The sequence below is a fragment of the Sinorhizobium sp. P24N7 genome (assembly GCF_042436655.1).
Taxonomy (GTDB): Bacteria; Pseudomonadota; Alphaproteobacteria; order Rhizobiales; family Rhizobiaceae; genus Sinorhizobium; species Sinorhizobium meliloti_A.
In genome coordinates this window covers 64,335-78,814 of the sequence record NZ_JBHMIW010000009.1, presented here as the reverse complement: position 1 = coordinate 78,814, position 14,480 = coordinate 64,335, and the positions used below count along the sequence as shown (strand labels likewise).

Here is a 14,480-nt window from a genome sequence, read left to right as displayed (position 1 = left end):
CAAAGAAAAAGCTCATGACGGAAATAAGCCTCGACAACACTGTGTCAGCAATCGCAGCAGAGCTGCCCGGAGCCGCGGAACTATTCCGGGGACATGACATCAGCTTCTGTTGCGGCGGCGACGTCCGACTCTCGGAAGCCGCCGTTAAGGCGGGTCTCGCACCGTCGGCGCTGCTTGCAGAGTTGCAATCCCTCGTAGTGGCCGCAAGACGAGATGCACCCGAGCAGACATCGGACCTCATCGGACACATCCTGGACAGATATCACCAGACGCACCGTGCGGAGCTCGCCTGGCTCATCCCGCTCGCCCAGAAGGTGGAGCGGGTGCACGGAGACCGCCCCTCGGCACCGATCGGGCTCTCCCGGGTTCTTGAGCGCCTGCGGGACGACCTTGAGAGCCACATGATGAAAGAAGAGCAGGTCCTCTTCCCGATGATGCAACGCGGCGGCAGTGCGGCGATCGCCCATCCGATCATGCGGATGCGAGACGAGCACGAGGAGGAGGCGGAGCATCTCCGGACGATCGAACATGTGACCCATGGGCTTTCGCTGCCTCCAGGCGCCTGCGGCTCGTGGACCGCGCTTTATACGGGACTGCGCAAGTTCACCGACGACTTGATCGCGCACATGCATCTCGAGAACGCCGTGCTGTTTCCGCGCTTCGAAGAACAGTCCCAGGCGGCCGTTTGACTTACGAGTCGACCGATTGGGATTCCATCTGGCGGGCGCCATACCGACCCCTGTTTTTTCTCGCGGGACTATGGGCGCTTGTCGTGCCGATGGTTTGGCTCCTCCCACAACAACTCGCACCGGACAGGGTCGAGTGGCACAGCCGCGAACTTGTGTTCGGCATGGGGGGAGCTGCGGCAGGGGGCTATCTGCTGACGGCCCTGCCGGCCTGGACGAAGAGGGGACCCGTACCGCCGGCCGCCACTATGATCGCTACCGGCCTATGGTGCGCCGCCCGCCTGACCGGCGCGCTCTCGGAGCATCTACCCCTAATCGCTGCTGCGATCGGGGTATCTGCCTATTTCGCGTTCCTGACGTCGATGCTGATCTGTGGCGTCGTGGTCTCGGGGGCGTGGGATCGGTGCTGGGCGCCGCTTGGAACAGGCGCGCTTGGCATAAATGCCTTGGCTAGCATCGGCGATGGCCCGAGTCCCATGCCGCTGCTTTATGCCGCGCTGATCGTTTTTATAGGCGGGCGCGCCGTCCCCGCCTTCACCCGCTCCTGGCTGGACCGGGCAGGGGGAGGGAGGTCCCTCCGCAACCGGCGGGAGCTTTCGCACCTGGCGGCTGCGGGCATTCTCGTCGCGACCTGTCTTCATGGCGCTTGGCCGCCTGTGCTGCCAGGTCTCATGCTGTTGCTTTCGGGTGCTCTGCTGCTGTGGCAGATGACCGAATGGCAGATCCTGGGGACCCGCCACTATCCGTCCTTGTTCATCCTGCATGTCGCCTTCGCCTGGACGCCGACGGCGCTCATTCTGGGTGGTCTTTCAGCTATTCTGCCCGGCCAGCTTCCAGCAGATGACGCCCTGCACGCGCTAACAATGGGCGCGATGGGTACAATGATCGCCGCCTTCATGATGCGGCCAGCCATGGTCCGCGACGGCGAGTCACTGATCCTCGGCCGGACCATGGCCGGCGCCTTCTTGCTCGTGTCACTCTCGGCGCTGTTGCGGATTTCCGGCGGCTGGCTGAGTAAAGACTATTTCGATCCCGTCGCTGTTGCCGCAATCTGCTGGATGGCGGGATGGACGCTCTTCCTGGTCGCATATTTTCCGGCCATGAGCGGCCCTGTTCCTAGACCCGCGTTCAGCGCCGCACTCGGCAATAAGGTCGAGCGTGGCAAAGGCATCACGGCCGTGGAAGGGGTTTCTAGGTCCGCAGAGCACCAAGGTGTCGGTGCTTGAGAATGCCTTTCCGATTAGATGTATCTTGCGGGAGAGAGTCATGCAGGTCCAACGAGATCAAAATGGAGATTTCACATTCGACCCCGCTGCGCTCGCGGATCGTTTCCAGCTCTCAAGCGACGACTTGCGCCGGAACATCCGTAGGGGACTCGTCACCAGCACGGTCGAGCGCGGCGAGGGTGAAGACGCTGGCACGTGCCGCTTGCGCGTCAAAATCGGTAACCGGGTATGGACCGCAATCCTGAACAGCGAGGATCGCGTGATCAGCGAAGAAGTGACCTTTTATCGCGCGAGCTCGCGAACTGAGATCACACAGGCCTCAGACGCATCTTGACCCAGACCCTTCGCAGCGCAAGCCCAGCCGCAGCCAGTCCGAAGGCCGGCCCCTCGGCCCTTGGGAGAAACCGCTTCGTCCGGTGCTGCCCTCACTCGGCGAATAAATTGGGACCGAATACTTCGTAGTGAATATGCGCTTCGGAAATGCCAAGACTGAGCAGCTTGTCGTGCTGCATCCGCATGAACGGAACCGGTCCGCAGATGTAATAGTCGGCCTCCTCGAGGAGAATGCTGTCCCTGATCTTCTCGACGTCGACCAATCCGGGGAAATCGTAGTCATGCCCTTCGATATCCGTCGGCAGGGGCTCGTTGTAGAAGATGAACAGCTTGAAGTCCAGGTAGGTACGCGAGGCTGCCTTCAGACGGTCACGCATCGCATGCACTGCGCTGTTTCGTGCGCCATGCACGAACACGACCTTCCGCGGCGGTGTCTGGAGCGCCTTCTTCAGCATGCTGACCATCGGCGTCAGACCGACTCCGCCGCTTATCAGAACGATCGGCGTCGTCGCGGTGACGTCGATGTAGAAAGTCCCGTAGGGAGCGGCGAGCTTGAGTTCATTGCCGACATTGATCTCGTCGTGCAGCAAGGACGAGACGTAGCCGGGCGTCCCCAAGCCGCCATCTTCTCGCTTCACGGAAATCCGATAGCTGCGTCCGTTCGGAGAATCGGAAAGGCTGTACTGGCGTATCTGCTGGTACCCGAGCTTAGGTACTTGCACGGCGACACTCGTGTATTGTCCGGGTTCGAAATCCGCGACCGGTCCACCGTCCGCAGGCTCCAGCACGAACGAGGTGATGACATCGCTCTCCGGGTTCTTCTCACGCACGATAAAGCGACGCCAGCCGGTCCAACCACCGGAGCGTTCGTCCGAGCGCTCATAGAGCTCACTCTCCATGCCAGCCAGAATGTCCGCCAGATTGCCATAGGCCTGTGCCCAGGCTGAGATGATTTCATCTGTCGCGGCATCTCCCAGCACCTCCTTGATAGACGCAAGCAGATGTTCTCCGACGATTGGATATTGTTCCGGTTTGACGCCAAGGCTGGCATGCTTATGGGCGATATCCTTCAGCACGGCCGAAAGACTCTCCGGATTTTCGATGTTGGCCGCATAGGCGTAGACGGCGCGCGCGAGTGCTTGCTGTTGCTCGCCCCTTTCCTGATGCGCCATGTTGAAGATGTTCTTGAGCTCAGGATGCGCCTGAAACATCCGCTTATAGAAATGCTGGATGATCGCGTAACCGTGCTGAGCAAGGACTGGGGCGGTCGCTTTGACGATGTCTTTGGTCTTCTGGGTCAGCATGTGAGGTTCTCCTTTGGCCATTGAGCGGTCCTTCAAACCAGGGCGCTCTGACGGAATTGCGCGGATTGAGCTTCAGGTCTTGTCGTTTTTTGAACCGCCGGAGCTTTGGACCACCGGCGTCACGCACGGCCGATCCGCTCATGCGCACCCGAAGTGGAAGTCATGTCGACGGTAAGTTCCGGATGGTGCTCGCACGCCATTCTGACCGCCGAACTGCCCATGAGGGTGAAGGCGGTTGAGAAGGCGTCGGCAGCCGTCGCAGTCGGGGCTACGACGCTGACCCGTCGATAGAGTCTTGGCGTTGCCCCGCTCAGCGGGTCGAGAATGTGGCCGAACCGGCCGGAGCCGCCGAACTGGAAGCCGTCCGGGCTCGAGGTCGCGACGGCCCTGTTGACGAGGTTCAGTACGCTGTCCGGCGTGCCGGCATCTTCTCGCGTCGCAAGTCCGACCCGCCACGGCCGGCCGTCGTGCTGCGCCCCGATGGCGCGTGTTTCGCCCATGCTGACGAGACTGTTTGCCATACCCGCATCCTTGAGCAGGCCGACGATCCGGTCGGTGATGTAGCCCTGCGCTATGCCGTTGAGGGTCAGCCCCATTCCCGGTTGGGAGAATACGACGCGATCGCGGTTGAACTTGAGCTTGTCCATGCCGACGCGCGACAATGCGCGCCTCTTCGCGGCCTCCGGCGGTCCCGCAGGATCAGCGTCGCTGGCGGAAAAGTGCTCTGCATAGAGCGTCCACAGAGGCTGAACGGTGGGGTCGAAGGCACCACCAGTCGCCACCCAGAAGTCATGGCTCGCCTCGAGCAGGTTCACCAGATCCGACGGCGGAGCGGCGATCGCTCCGGTTCGGTTCAGTTCGGAGAGAACGGAATCGCTCTGGTAAAGACTGAACACCCTCTCGAGGCGCGACACCTCGGCAACGACACGGTCTATGAGCCGCGCCGCGGCTGCCTGGCTCTCTAAGTTCAGGATCAGTGTCGCGGGCGCGCCCAGGGCGCGGCCTGTCCACGTCAACGCGGCCACCGCGGCTTCGGCACGTCCGCCACGATCCAGCAGCGGGAGTCCGGCGGCAGCGGCCATGATGCAGATCGCCCGGCGGCGCGTAATCGGACTAACCATGAGTTTGAGCCTCCCCATGGCTCTCGGTTTCGATTCCCGCGCCTTGCTCGGAGGCCCCGGTCCCCAGTACATAGTCCTTGGGAATTTGCTCGAATCCGGTCACCCGGCCGCCATTCCTTTCAGCGAAATCCCGTGCAGCGCGTTCGCTCGAAAACGGCACCGCCTCCTCGGCTCCCATTCCGCCCCTTATCTTGCTGCCGATGACGTAGAACGCCTTTGTCGCGTCGATCCAGTTCTGAGCTCCCGGCTCCTCCCAGCTCGGCGCTGCGCCCATGTCCGATACATAGATCGCGGCGACATCCTTGGGTTCCTCCGGCAGCATCGTAAAGGCGACGGTGTCCCGCGCCGAAGAAAACCAGATGGGTTCGGGGATGTCCTGCAGGATGATCTGGCCCTTCGGCCCGGAATGCTCGAGGACGTTCATGCCGCAGTAGCGTCCCATCGCGTCGGCCGTGAGCGCATAGGGGGAGGGCATCGTCGCATTCTCCTCCTTCTGGCAGCCGGCAAGGACAAGCGTTGCGGCGAGGATGGCAGTGGCGACCGTGAACCTCATAGCTCCCTCCTTGAGAAGATCAACGTGGCGAAGCCGAGCGGTGCGAGCGTCCAGAACCCGAACGCTGCAAGTAGGACGGGCGCGGAAAGGCCGGTGTGGTCGGCGACGCCTCCCAGGGCCGAAAGAGCGCGTGCCCCACCGGAACCGAGGTTGAGCAAGCGGTAGACGTCGGTCGGGTTAGCGAGCAGGAGCAGGTTGAGCAGCCCGGTCGGAATGGCCAGCCCCTGCGCGGCAACGAGGCCGCCGAGCAGCGCCATGTCGTAGATCAACACGAAGAACAGCCAGATACCAATGGCGATGCCCCCGGCCGTCGCGCGCTCCCTGGTCATCGAGCTTATAAGATAGCCGATCGACGCAAACACGGCCCCAAGGAGGATCGAGGACGCGATCATCGACCCGAAGGCCCGCCAGCTATCCTGTCCGACAGCGCTTCCCGTCGCGACCAGCGCCGCAGCAGCCGCGCCGTAGCCGAAGAGCGTTGCGAAGGCGAGTATCGCCAGATGACCGAGGAACTTCCCGAAGACGACCTCGCGGCGTCCGATAGGATAGCTGAGGAGAAGCAGCATCGTTCCTCGCTCCATCTCGCCGACGATCGCGTCATGCGATAGCAGGAGGGCGATCAACGGCACGAGGAAGATGGTGAGGCTCGAGAGGCTGACGATGACGACATCAAGCTTGTCGACGCCCACGCTACCGGTCGGCACGCTGCCAAGGAAGGACAGCGTCAGGGCAAGTGCGGTCAGTAGCAAGGTGGTTGCCAGTACCCACCGGTTCCGCATGCCTTCCTGGATCTCTTTCCCGGCGAGGGTGAAGATATTGCTCATTTCGTTACCCCGCCCTTGAGAAAATGCGCGTAAAGGTCATCAAGCGTCGGTTCAGTGATCGTCAAGCCGGAGAGCAGCGCAGCATCTGCGGTGATCTCATGCAGCAGCGAGATCTTGCGGTCCGAGGAAACTTCCGCGTCGAGGACGCCGTGCGGGCTGCGGCACCATCTCATGCCGCCGTTCAGCCAGGCAGGCGTGGCGTCGGCCTGGGAGAGCGTCAGGCTGATTCGCGTCGGCAGCCGGGCGATGCCACGAAGCTCCTCAAGTGTCCCGTCTGCGATCTTCACGCCTTTGTTGACGATGATCACGCGATCGGCCGGGCCCTCGAGTTCGGTAAGGGCGTGCGACGAGAGCAGCACGGTGGTGCCCTTCGCCCGCAGTTCGGTGATCAGCTCGTAGAAGTTCCGCCGCAGGGCCGGGTCGAGTCCGCTAGTGGGTTCGTCGAGCAGCAGGATCCGTGGCGTGCCGAGCAGGGCCTGCGCCAGGCCCAGACGTTGTCGCATGCCCTTGGAATAGGTCCGGACGGGCCGGTCGACGGCTTCCTCGGCTAGCCCGACGCGCTCGAAAAGATCGCTGGCGGCTGCACAGTCCACCCGCTTCAGCCGTGCGTAGAAGCGCAGAGTCTCCCGCCCTGTCAGCGCCATGTTAAAGGAGACGCTCTCCGGGAGATAACCGAGGCGTTGACGTACCGCGAAATCGCCCGTCGCCGGGTTCTCTCCGAGGACACGCACCAGACCTTTTGTCGGCCGGATAAGGCCTAGCATCAGCTTGATGAGGGTGGTCTTGCCGGCGCCGTTATGCCCGACGAGCGCGACGGTTTCGGCTGCTCCCAATCCAAAAGAAATGTCCCGCATTACGGTCGAGTTTCCGTAGCACTTGCTGACGTTGACTATCTCGACTGTCCCGGTCATTGCGCGACCTTCCTGTCTGCCGGCATCATCAGCGGATGGCTGTCGACGACGCCGCCGGGCAGGATCGCCGGAAACTGCGCCTGCGCCCAGCGGATCACCTGGACGGCGGGGCTAGTGGTCAGCAGCTTTGCCTGCGGGGAAGTCCATAACACCTTGTCGATTAGATCATTCGGTCTGTAGGGGCTATCGCCAACACCGTCGCCGTTGAGGTCGAAGGCGGGGTTGTCGCTCCAGTAATTGCCCTGTCCTTCAGACGACCAATCGAGGTGGCGCGTACCAACATACTTGACCTGATTTCGATTGCTGATGAAGGAGTTGCCGCTGATCAGGTTGCCCTCCGAGCCTGCGGTGAAGTGGATGCCGATCGCGCAGCCCTCGAACACGTTGTTCCGAAGCCGGTTCTTGTTAGCATTGTAGATGAAGACGCATTTTTCCGGCCCAAGCCGGCGGCCTTCATCTACTGTCTGGTTCTCGTCCTCGGCCTTCGGAACGCCGTGTTCCGAGGACCGCGCCTTCAGCCAGCGGTCCGCCGGCTGAAGGCGGCCGACGACGATGTTGCCGGTGATCCGGGAGTTATTCGCGTAGTTCAACAGAAGTCCGTGGTCGCGATCCCCGTCCGAGCGATTGCCTTCTATCTTGAGGCGGCTGGAATACATGATCGCATAGCCGACAGCGTTGCCCGTCGAGACGTTGTCGCTGATTTCGCTGTCGTTCGTGTACATGTAATGCACTGCGAATCGCAGTTGACGAAAGCGATTGCCGCTGAAGACATTCCGCTTGCTCGTTTTGCTGAAAATACCATCGCGCCCGTAGCTGACGTCATTGTCGACGACCCGCGCGCCCGGCGCATTCCAGACCGATATGCCGTCCCCCGCCTCGCTGATCCTGCCCTCGCGCAAGCCGATGATCCGATTGCCTAGTGCCCAGGAGTCTCGTGCACCGTGAAGATAGATGCCGACGAGATTGCCGATGATCGCGTTCTTCTCCACGCGCGCTCCGGTCGCCGTCTGTGCCACGAAGATGCCGGAGTCCATTCCAGAAAGGTCCTTGCCCGAGCCTCTGATTTCGAGGCCGCGGACGATCGACTGCGGCGCCTTCACGGTTATCACGCTGCCTTTGCCGTTGCCCATGATAAGGGCTCCGGGTTCGCCTTCGAGCGTCAGCGTTTTGCCGATTGTAACCGGTCCCTGATGTTCGCCTTGCAGCACGATGACGTCGCCGGGCGAGGCGCGGTCGAGCACAGGCTGGAGCGGTAACCCGTCGGCAGCCTTCCGAATCGTCGCGGCCGAGACGGGACAGGCGAGGATGACGGCGGCAAGCGCCGCCATCCCGAAAGCCGATATGTTCGTCCGAACCATCAGGCGCCCTGCGCCTCCACGAGCATGCGGCCCTTCATCTCCATGTGCATCGCATGGCAGAACCAGGTGCAGTAGTACCAGTAGACCCCCGGCCTGCTCGCCTTGAAGGTGACGGAAGCGGTCGCTTGCGGTGCCACCTCCATGTTGATGCCGTAGTTGACGATGCAGAATCCATGCGTGAGGTCCTCGACTTCGTCGATATTCGTCACATAGACCGTGACCTCGTCGCCCTGCTTGACGGTGAAATCTTCCAGCCCGAAGGCCGGGGCGGCGGACGTCATGTAAACGCGGACCTTGTTGCCGTCTCGGATGACTTCCGAATCGACCATCAGGTCGATGTTGTCGGCCTTAGCCTGGGCGACCGCATCGGCGAAGAAAGGATCGGCCCTGTTCCAGACATGGACGGGGTTGATCTTGGAGGCATGGACGATCGTCGCGTCATGGGGTTCGGCAAAGGTCGGGTTGTCGTGCACGAGTACCATCTCGTCGCCCGAAATGTCGATCAGTTGGTCGTTTTCCGGCTTGAGCGGGCCGACGTTCAGGTAACGGTCCTTGGAGAACTTGTTCAGCGAAATTAGCCATTTGCCGTCCGCTTCCTTGGTCTGCCCCATGGAGGTGTGGTTGTGGCCGGGCTGGTAATGGACATCGAGCTTGTGGCGAATGGGATCGACCTTCTCGCCCGCATAGGCCCGCTTGGCGTCCTCGATGTTCCATTTGCAAATTTGGCTGTCGATGAACAATGTCGTGTAGGCGTTGCCCTTGCCGTCGTAGGCGGTATGCAAGGGACCGAGACCGAGTTCCGGCTCGGCGACAACGGTGTCGCGGGGCTGGATCTTGTCATCGAAGAGATCATCGAACTTGCGTACGTCGAACACGGTCACGGTCGGCGAGAGCTTGCCGTTCGCAACGACGTGGATGCCGTCGGGCGCCGTGTTGATGCCGTGCGGACTGTTCGGCACGGGCACGTAGCGCGTGTAGGGCGAACCCTTGCGGCCGTCCAGCACCGGTACGCCGCCGATTTCCTTGTAGTCGCCCTTTGCGACCGCCTCCTCAATCCGCTTCAGGTTGAAGATGACGACCCAGTCCTGCTCGCTCGCCATCATGTCCGCCAGGGTAAAGCCCTCTTCGGAGTTGTAGCAGGTGGCAAAGCAGTACTTGCCCTGGTAGTCGGCGTCGACGTTGTCGAGGTTGCCGTCGACCATCACCTGCCAGGCGACCTCCATCGTCTCACCGTTCACGGCGGTGAATATCGCCTGGTAGGAGTTCTTGTCGCCCATAGTCTTGCCGTCATTCGGGACTGGCACGGCGTCCTCGCCATTGCAGAAGACATACCCGGTCTTCGGATATTTCTGGACCCGAAGCCCGTGGACAGTGTGCTGGTTCGGAAGCTCGATGATCTTGTCGCACTTCATGACGTCGAGCCGAATGCGGCAGACGCGGGAGTTGGATTTGTCGTTGGCGTAGAGGTAGCGCCCGTCATAAGTGCCGTCGGTGAACGACGGATGCGGATGGTGAAGGTCGCCGTTCAGGTAAAGCCCCCCCTGATCCTTCAGGAACTCGACCGTTTCCGGCAGCAGCCCCTCGGTCATGATCTTGCGGCTTTCGTTGGTCTGGCCCCAACCGGTGGCACTGCACCGGTTGAAGACGGGTATTCGCATCATCTCGCGCATCGAGGGTGCGCCGAGAATACGGATTTCGCCCGACTGCCCGGATGAGAAGAACACATAGTATTCGTCGAGCTCGCCCGGTTTTACTTCGTAGCTTCCGTCGGAAGCCGCCTGCGCCTTGGCCGGGGTCGCAGTGCCGCCAGAAAGCGTCAGCGCACCGCCTGCGCTCATAGCGCCGGCTGCCGCCATGAAGGCCGTGGTGCCGAGGATCTGTCGTCTGTTCAGACGCATCTTGGTTTCTTCATTTGACATTGTGCCTCTCCTTGGATGTTGGCTTCAGACGGGATTTTCCGGCGCCGTTTCAGTCTTTCTGATCGGGGCACCCTTGTGTGTCACGACGGTCTTCGACGGCACTTCCCCCCGGGAAGTCGGGGTCGAAAGCGCCATGAATTTTTCGCGCTTCAGCCGCACCTGGATCATGTGCGGACAGCGCTGATCGTCGTGGTAAAGCTCCTGGCAATGCATGCAGTAGATGCATTCGTTGACGTTGATGGCACCCTCCGGATGGATGGACTGGACCGGGCATTCCTTGGCGCAACGCTGGCAGGGCGAACCACATTCCGGCCACCGTTTCAGCCACTCGAACATGCGGATCCGGCCAGGAATGGCGAGTGCAGCGCCCAGCGGGCAAAGGTAGCGGCAGTAGAACCGTTCGATGAAAAGGCCGGCGGCGAGCACGGTGAGCGCAAACACGACGAAGGGCCATTCGCGGGCGAACTTCAGGATGATCGCCGTCTTGAACGGCTCCACTTCAGAAAACATCTCGGCAAGCGCGAGAGAGTAGAGCGACAGTCCAAACAGGCCGAGGAAGATGATGTATTTGATCGGCCAGAGACGCTCATGCAGGCCCCAGGGCACTCTCACCTGAGGCACCTTCAGCAATCGCGCGACATTATTGGTCAGTTCCTGCAGGGCGCCGAACGGACATAGCCAACCGCAGAAGGGGCCGCGCCCCCAAAACAGCAGAGCAGCGGCCACGCTGCCCCACAGAAGGAAGACCAGAGGTGCGGAGAGAAAGAACTCCCAGTGGAATCCCGTCATCAGGGAGTTAAAGAATGTCAGGACGTTGACAACGGAGAGCTGGGCGTTCGCGTACCAGCCGAGCCACACCAGCGTGAAGAGCAGATAGCCGCGTCTGACCCAGGCAAACAGCGCCGGCCGCTTCACCAGCCAGTCCTGGAAGAAGAAGATCAGCGTTAGGACGAGCACGGCGGCTACCGTGACCGCCACCGACAGCCGGTTCATGTCCCACATTTTCACCCAGAGGGGCTGCTCTTCCGCAATCGGGTCAGCGGGTGCGGCCTGTTCGGCGGCGCTGACCCGCGGTGCCTGTACGGTGGCTGTCTCGACGCTTACATACGCGTCGGGGAGGGTGTAACCCAAATTATAGGGCAGAACGGCCTTTTCGCGCCCGCCGGCACTTCGCTGCACCAGCAACTGGAGCTCCCAGGGGGCGGTAACATCAAAATCAAACTCTGCCGGAATCACAAATAGGGCGATTTCGCGCAGCCGCGGCGCCTCGACCGCCGCGAGCGCCGGCAGCCTCGTATGATAGCGGTCGCGGAACCGGAGCCCCTGGCCCTCCTGGAGCAGTTCGATGCGGTCAAAAATACCGCCCCGAACGTAGCCCGAACCCTTGAACGAATAGGCGCCATCTCCCGCGACGATTATCGCTTCCTCTCCGGGTTTCAGCTTATGGCGCATCTGCTCGTAACGAGCATCTCCGAGCAGCGACCTTCCGATTGCCGGCACGCTCACCGGCGCGACGAAGAGATCTATGAACCTGTCGCCGGGGTTGTGGGTCTCGGGCCGGCCTGCGGCGGCTAGCTGACCGGCCTGCCGAAACGCTTCGGAAACCTCGCCGACGGTCAGCCGTAGACTTCGAACGGAGCCGTCGCCGATCAAGGTCCGCCAGTCGCTCGTATCCGTCTTGTCAAGATCAAGCTTGCGAATCTCGGTGTTGGATCCGGCCGCCATGCCAGCATCCATACCAAGCCTGCCGCTGCGGATCAGCTTGACGGAGGAACGGACGATGCTGTCGCCCATGACGAGGACGGTTACGGTGGCACCGCTGACGATATCGACTTGCGGGGGCCGATCGGCCCCTGCCGAGACGCGCCCGAGGTCCTTGCCGATGAGGGCATTGACCGAGGCGACGACCTTCGCTTCCGGAATGCCTATTAGAACGATGGGTTCCTTATGGTCGACCAGCTTAAGCCCGCGTACGACGCCTTTCGGATCGATTCCAACTACGACATGGATGGGCTTGCCGGAATAGCCGACGGAGCTTGTGACGTCGGAATTGAGATACGCGTAACCCAGCAGGCTGTCGCCGCGGAAGACGGGTGCGATCGGCGGATCGCCGATGACCTCGCCGAAGCGGGTTGCACCTGGAAAAATTTCCTGCGGCTGCACTTTTTGAAGATAGGTGGAAAGTTGGCCCGTGGCCATGCTTGGACCGGCCAACAAGATGGCGATGCAGAGGGCGACGAGGCCGCGCAAAAGGCGTTTGATTTGGTTTTTTTGTATCGCTGCTTGGTACATCGGATTTCCTGGGACCACGGAGCCACTGCATCGCGGCCATTTCGCACGGCCGGAAATGTATTTCTTTGCGCCAGATCAACTTGATTAACTTCAACTCGGTCCAATGTGTCGAAGGTCCAGAAGACCGAGCTCAAGCTGCGCTACTTGCGCGTGCCACCGGGAGAGCAGGACATGCCGCAAAAGAGAACCGAACCCTGGGTAATGGCGTCGATGACAGAGTTGCTGTCGTTCGCCCGAGCAATGGAGCAGGAGGCTGTCGACGGCTATGTCGCCTTGGCCGCGCGCATGCGCGCCGAAGAACGCCCCGACCTCGCCGCAGTCTTCGACGGCCTTGTGGCGGAAGAAGAGGGGCATCTCGGAAAGGTGGACCAATGGCTAGGCGAGAGAGCGCCACAACCGGTCAACCTCCCAGAACCGTTCTTTGACGACGAGGGGGCGGGAGTTGTCGCTCCGGAGCTACTCACGTCGTACCGCGCGTTTTCCATGGCCGTGCGCAACGAGGAGCGGGCCTTCGTCTTCTGGACCTATGCGGCGGCGCATGCGCCTTCCGAGGCAATCAGGCAGGCCGCCGAGCGACTGGCAAGGGAGGAACTCGGCCATGTGGCGACACTGCGTCGCGAGCGCCGCCGCGCCTTTCACGAAATGCGCCACGCGGAAGGCGGCTCAATAGGGGACGACTTGCCGACGCTCGAAGGGCGGCTCGCCGAACTGTTGATACGCATCCCTGCGGCTGCACCCGGAGAAAGTGCGGAGCGGTTGCGCGGCTTGGCGAACGAGGCGCAGGAGCGCGCGACCGCCCTAATAGCAACGCCGCCTGGCGAAACGCCTCTCTTGCAGCACGTTCCCGCGAACGTCACCGGGCGGCTGGTCCCGCTCTGCGAATTCCTGCTCGATTGCTATCTCGACCTTGCGGAACACGAAGGCACCGAGTCGGCAAGAGCTCGGATGCAGTCGTTCGCCAGCGACATCATCCGCTGCCTCTATGCAGCACGGGAACTTTAGGCTGCTGCCCGGTGGCATCACCGTCACAGGCCCTGGGCCACTCCGGCGCTAAAAGCCACTATACCATAGACGATTAGCTTTGATTTCGGCGTCCGCTGGTACATCGGCGAAGCGGAGAGGCATTCCCCAGACGCTCCGAGCCTTTTTTGATCGGTTTCCTGCGGTGAATTGGAGATTGATCCGGAACAATGCGCTCCATTCTCCTTTGACTAAATGTTCAGCAATCATCTTCCGCTTGCATTTGTCGGAAGGGAGAAGGCGCAGCCAAAGGAGACCACTATGGGAAACGGGACCGCAGATCTGATGACCCGAACAGGACTTAAAATTCACGTCAGGCCCGTTCGGGCCGAAGATGAGCCGATGCTTGCCGAATTCTTCACCCATGTCACCAAAGAGGACCTGAGTTTTCGTTATCTTGCTGGCCTGAACGAGGTCGGCAAGGAGCGGATCGCGGCCCTCACCAATGTCGATCACGTCCGGACGGAGAATTACCTGGCTTTCGGCGAGAGCGGCGATCCGTTGATCGCCACTGCCATGCTGGCCTGTGATCCCGCATTCGAGCGAGGCGAGGTGGCGATCAGCATTCGCTCGGATTACAAGAACCTGGGCGTTGGCTGGGAGCTCCTCGGATTTCTCTCGCGGGTCGCCGAGGCAAAGGGCGTCAAGGTGCTCGAGTCGATCGAGCGGCGCGAGAACCGTGCGGCAATCGAAATCGAGCAGCAGATGGGGTTCACCACCGTGACCGATCCCGACGACCCCACGATCCTCCTCGTCCGGAAGGAACTTAGAGCCGCGTGAGACGCCGCGGCGCTTAAGCAATTTTGTTCGGCCTGAGCATGCTTTCCGGCCGGAGTGCTGACATCTCCGGTCTGGACCATTACCGTGAATGACTGTGGCAAGTTCAACCGCAACCGCGAAAGCTGGAGCTCGCCCCACTTCCAGACTTGCGAG

At 61.5% G+C, this 14,480-nt stretch carries 13 protein-coding genes; 5 read left to right on the top strand and 8 right to left on the bottom strand.

What is annotated here, in order from left to right; genetic code table 11:
- Positions 1-14: 14 nt before the first annotated feature.
- The 3 genes from ric to ACFHWW_RS17180 are packed head-to-tail and all read left to right on the top strand — an operon-like array spanning position 15 to position 2,246.
- Positions 15-689, top strand: coding sequence for an iron-sulfur cluster repair di-iron protein (gene ric, locus ACFHWW_RS17190; protein WP_379939494.1), 675 nt, complete (start codon positions 15-17; stop codon positions 687-689).
- Positions 686-1,912, top strand: coding sequence for an NnrS family protein (locus ACFHWW_RS17185; RefSeq protein ID WP_379939492.1), 1,227 nt, complete (start codon positions 686-688; stop codon positions 1,910-1,912). The genes ric and ACFHWW_RS17185 overlap by 4 nt, the downstream gene beginning before the upstream one ends.
- Before the next feature lie 40 nt (positions 1,913-1,952).
- Entirely contained in the window at positions 1,953-2,246 is a 294-nt protein-coding gene (locus ACFHWW_RS17180) for a DUF6522 family protein (protein WP_379939490.1), read from the top strand.
- A gap of 91 nt (positions 2,247-2,337) precedes the next feature.
- Here the strand turns inward: ACFHWW_RS17180 and hmpA are convergent, their stop codons facing one another.
- The 8 genes from hmpA to ACFHWW_RS17140 form a co-directional block, all read right to left on the bottom strand.
- On the bottom strand, positions 2,338-3,549 hold the full coding sequence (gene hmpA / locus ACFHWW_RS17175; protein WP_379939488.1) for an NO-inducible flavohemoprotein: 1,212 nt from the start codon (positions 3,547-3,549) through the stop codon (positions 2,338-2,340).
- A gap of 119 nt (positions 3,550-3,668) precedes the next feature.
- Complete coding sequence (locus ACFHWW_RS17170; RefSeq protein ID WP_379939485.1) at positions 3,669-4,670, bottom strand: FAD:protein FMN transferase; 1,002 nt, start codon at positions 4,668-4,670, stop codon at positions 3,669-3,671.
- A complete protein-coding gene (locus ACFHWW_RS17165) occupies positions 4,663-5,223 on the bottom strand; it encodes a nitrous oxide reductase accessory protein NosL (RefSeq protein ID WP_379939483.1) in 561 nt (186 codons plus the stop codon). Before ACFHWW_RS17165 ends, ACFHWW_RS17170 begins: the two co-directional genes overlap by 8 nt.
- On the bottom strand, positions 5,220-6,047 hold the full coding sequence (locus ACFHWW_RS17160; RefSeq protein WP_379939481.1) for an ABC transporter permease: 828 nt from the start codon (positions 6,045-6,047) through the stop codon (positions 5,220-5,222). The genes ACFHWW_RS17165 and ACFHWW_RS17160 overlap by 4 nt, the downstream gene beginning before the upstream one ends.
- Entirely contained in the window at positions 6,044-6,958 is a 915-nt protein-coding gene (locus ACFHWW_RS17155) for an ABC transporter ATP-binding protein (RefSeq protein WP_379939478.1), read from the bottom strand. The genes ACFHWW_RS17160 and ACFHWW_RS17155 overlap by 4 nt, the downstream gene beginning before the upstream one ends.
- On the bottom strand, positions 6,955-8,316 hold the full coding sequence (locus ACFHWW_RS17150; RefSeq protein ID WP_379939476.1) for a nitrous oxide reductase family maturation protein NosD: 1,362 nt from the start codon (positions 8,314-8,316) through the stop codon (positions 6,955-6,957). The genes ACFHWW_RS17155 and ACFHWW_RS17150 overlap by 4 nt, the downstream gene beginning before the upstream one ends.
- Positions 8,316-10,235: a TAT-dependent nitrous-oxide reductase gene (nosZ, locus tag ACFHWW_RS17145; RefSeq protein ID WP_379939474.1), complete on the bottom strand. Its 1,920-nt coding sequence runs from the start codon at positions 10,233-10,235 to the stop codon at positions 8,316-8,318. The genes ACFHWW_RS17150 and nosZ overlap by 1 nt, the downstream gene beginning before the upstream one ends.
- Positions 10,236-10,259: 24 nt before the next feature.
- Entirely contained in the window at positions 10,260-12,527 is a 2,268-nt protein-coding gene (locus tag ACFHWW_RS17140) for a 4Fe-4S binding protein (protein ID WP_379939472.1), read from the bottom strand.
- A gap of 171 nt (positions 12,528-12,698) precedes the next feature.
- Here ACFHWW_RS17140 and ACFHWW_RS17135 point away from each other — a divergent pair, with 171 nt between their 5' ends.
- On the top strand, positions 12,699-13,529 hold the full coding sequence (locus ACFHWW_RS17135) for a ferritin family protein (RefSeq protein ID WP_324765293.1): 831 nt from the start codon (positions 12,699-12,701) through the stop codon (positions 13,527-13,529).
- Between the two features lie 279 nt (positions 13,530-13,808).
- Positions 13,809-14,327, top strand: a complete 519-nt coding sequence (locus ACFHWW_RS17130; RefSeq protein ID WP_127712341.1) for a GNAT family N-acetyltransferase — start codon at positions 13,809-13,811, stop codon at positions 14,325-14,327.
- The last annotated feature ends 153 nt before the right edge of the window (positions 14,328-14,480 follow it).

Bases quoted from the DNA above. Each gene is read 5' to 3' on its own strand.
- ACFHWW_RS17140 (WP_379939472.1), bottom strand. From the start codon at position 12,527: ATGTACCAAGCAGCGATACAAAAAAACCAAATCAAACGCCTTTTGCGC.
- ric (WP_379939494.1), top strand. From the start codon at position 15: ATGACGGAAATAAGCCTCGACAACACTGTGTCAGCAATCGCAGCAGAG.
- ACFHWW_RS17130 (WP_127712341.1), top strand. From the start codon at position 13,809: ATGGGAAACGGGACCGCAGATCTGATGACCCGAACAGGACTTAAAATT.
- ACFHWW_RS17135 (WP_324765293.1), top strand. From the start codon at position 12,699: ATGCCGCAAAAGAGAACCGAACCCTGGGTAATGGCGTCGATGACAGAG.
- ACFHWW_RS17165 (WP_379939483.1), bottom strand. From the start codon at position 5,223: ATGAGGTTCACGGTCGCCACTGCCATCCTCGCCGCAACGCTTGTCCTT.
- ACFHWW_RS17150 (WP_379939476.1), bottom strand. From the start codon at position 8,316: ATGGTTCGGACGAACATATCGGCTTTCGGGATGGCGGCGCTTGCCGCC.
- nosZ (WP_379939474.1), bottom strand. From the start codon at position 10,235: ATGTCAAATGAAGAAACCAAGATGCGTCTGAACAGACGACAGATCCTC.
- ACFHWW_RS17155 (WP_379939478.1), bottom strand. From the start codon at position 6,958: ATGACCGGGACAGTCGAGATAGTCAACGTCAGCAAGTGCTACGGAAAC.
- ACFHWW_RS17180 (WP_379939490.1), top strand. From the start codon at position 1,953: ATGCAGGTCCAACGAGATCAAAATGGAGATTTCACATTCGACCCCGCT.
- ACFHWW_RS17160 (WP_379939481.1), bottom strand. From the start codon at position 6,047: ATGAGCAATATCTTCACCCTCGCCGGGAAAGAGATCCAGGAAGGCATG.
- ACFHWW_RS17170 (WP_379939485.1), bottom strand. From the start codon at position 4,670: ATGGTTAGTCCGATTACGCGCCGCCGGGCGATCTGCATCATGGCCGCT.
- hmpA (WP_379939488.1), bottom strand. From the start codon at position 3,549: ATGCTGACCCAGAAGACCAAAGACATCGTCAAAGCGACCGCCCCAGTC.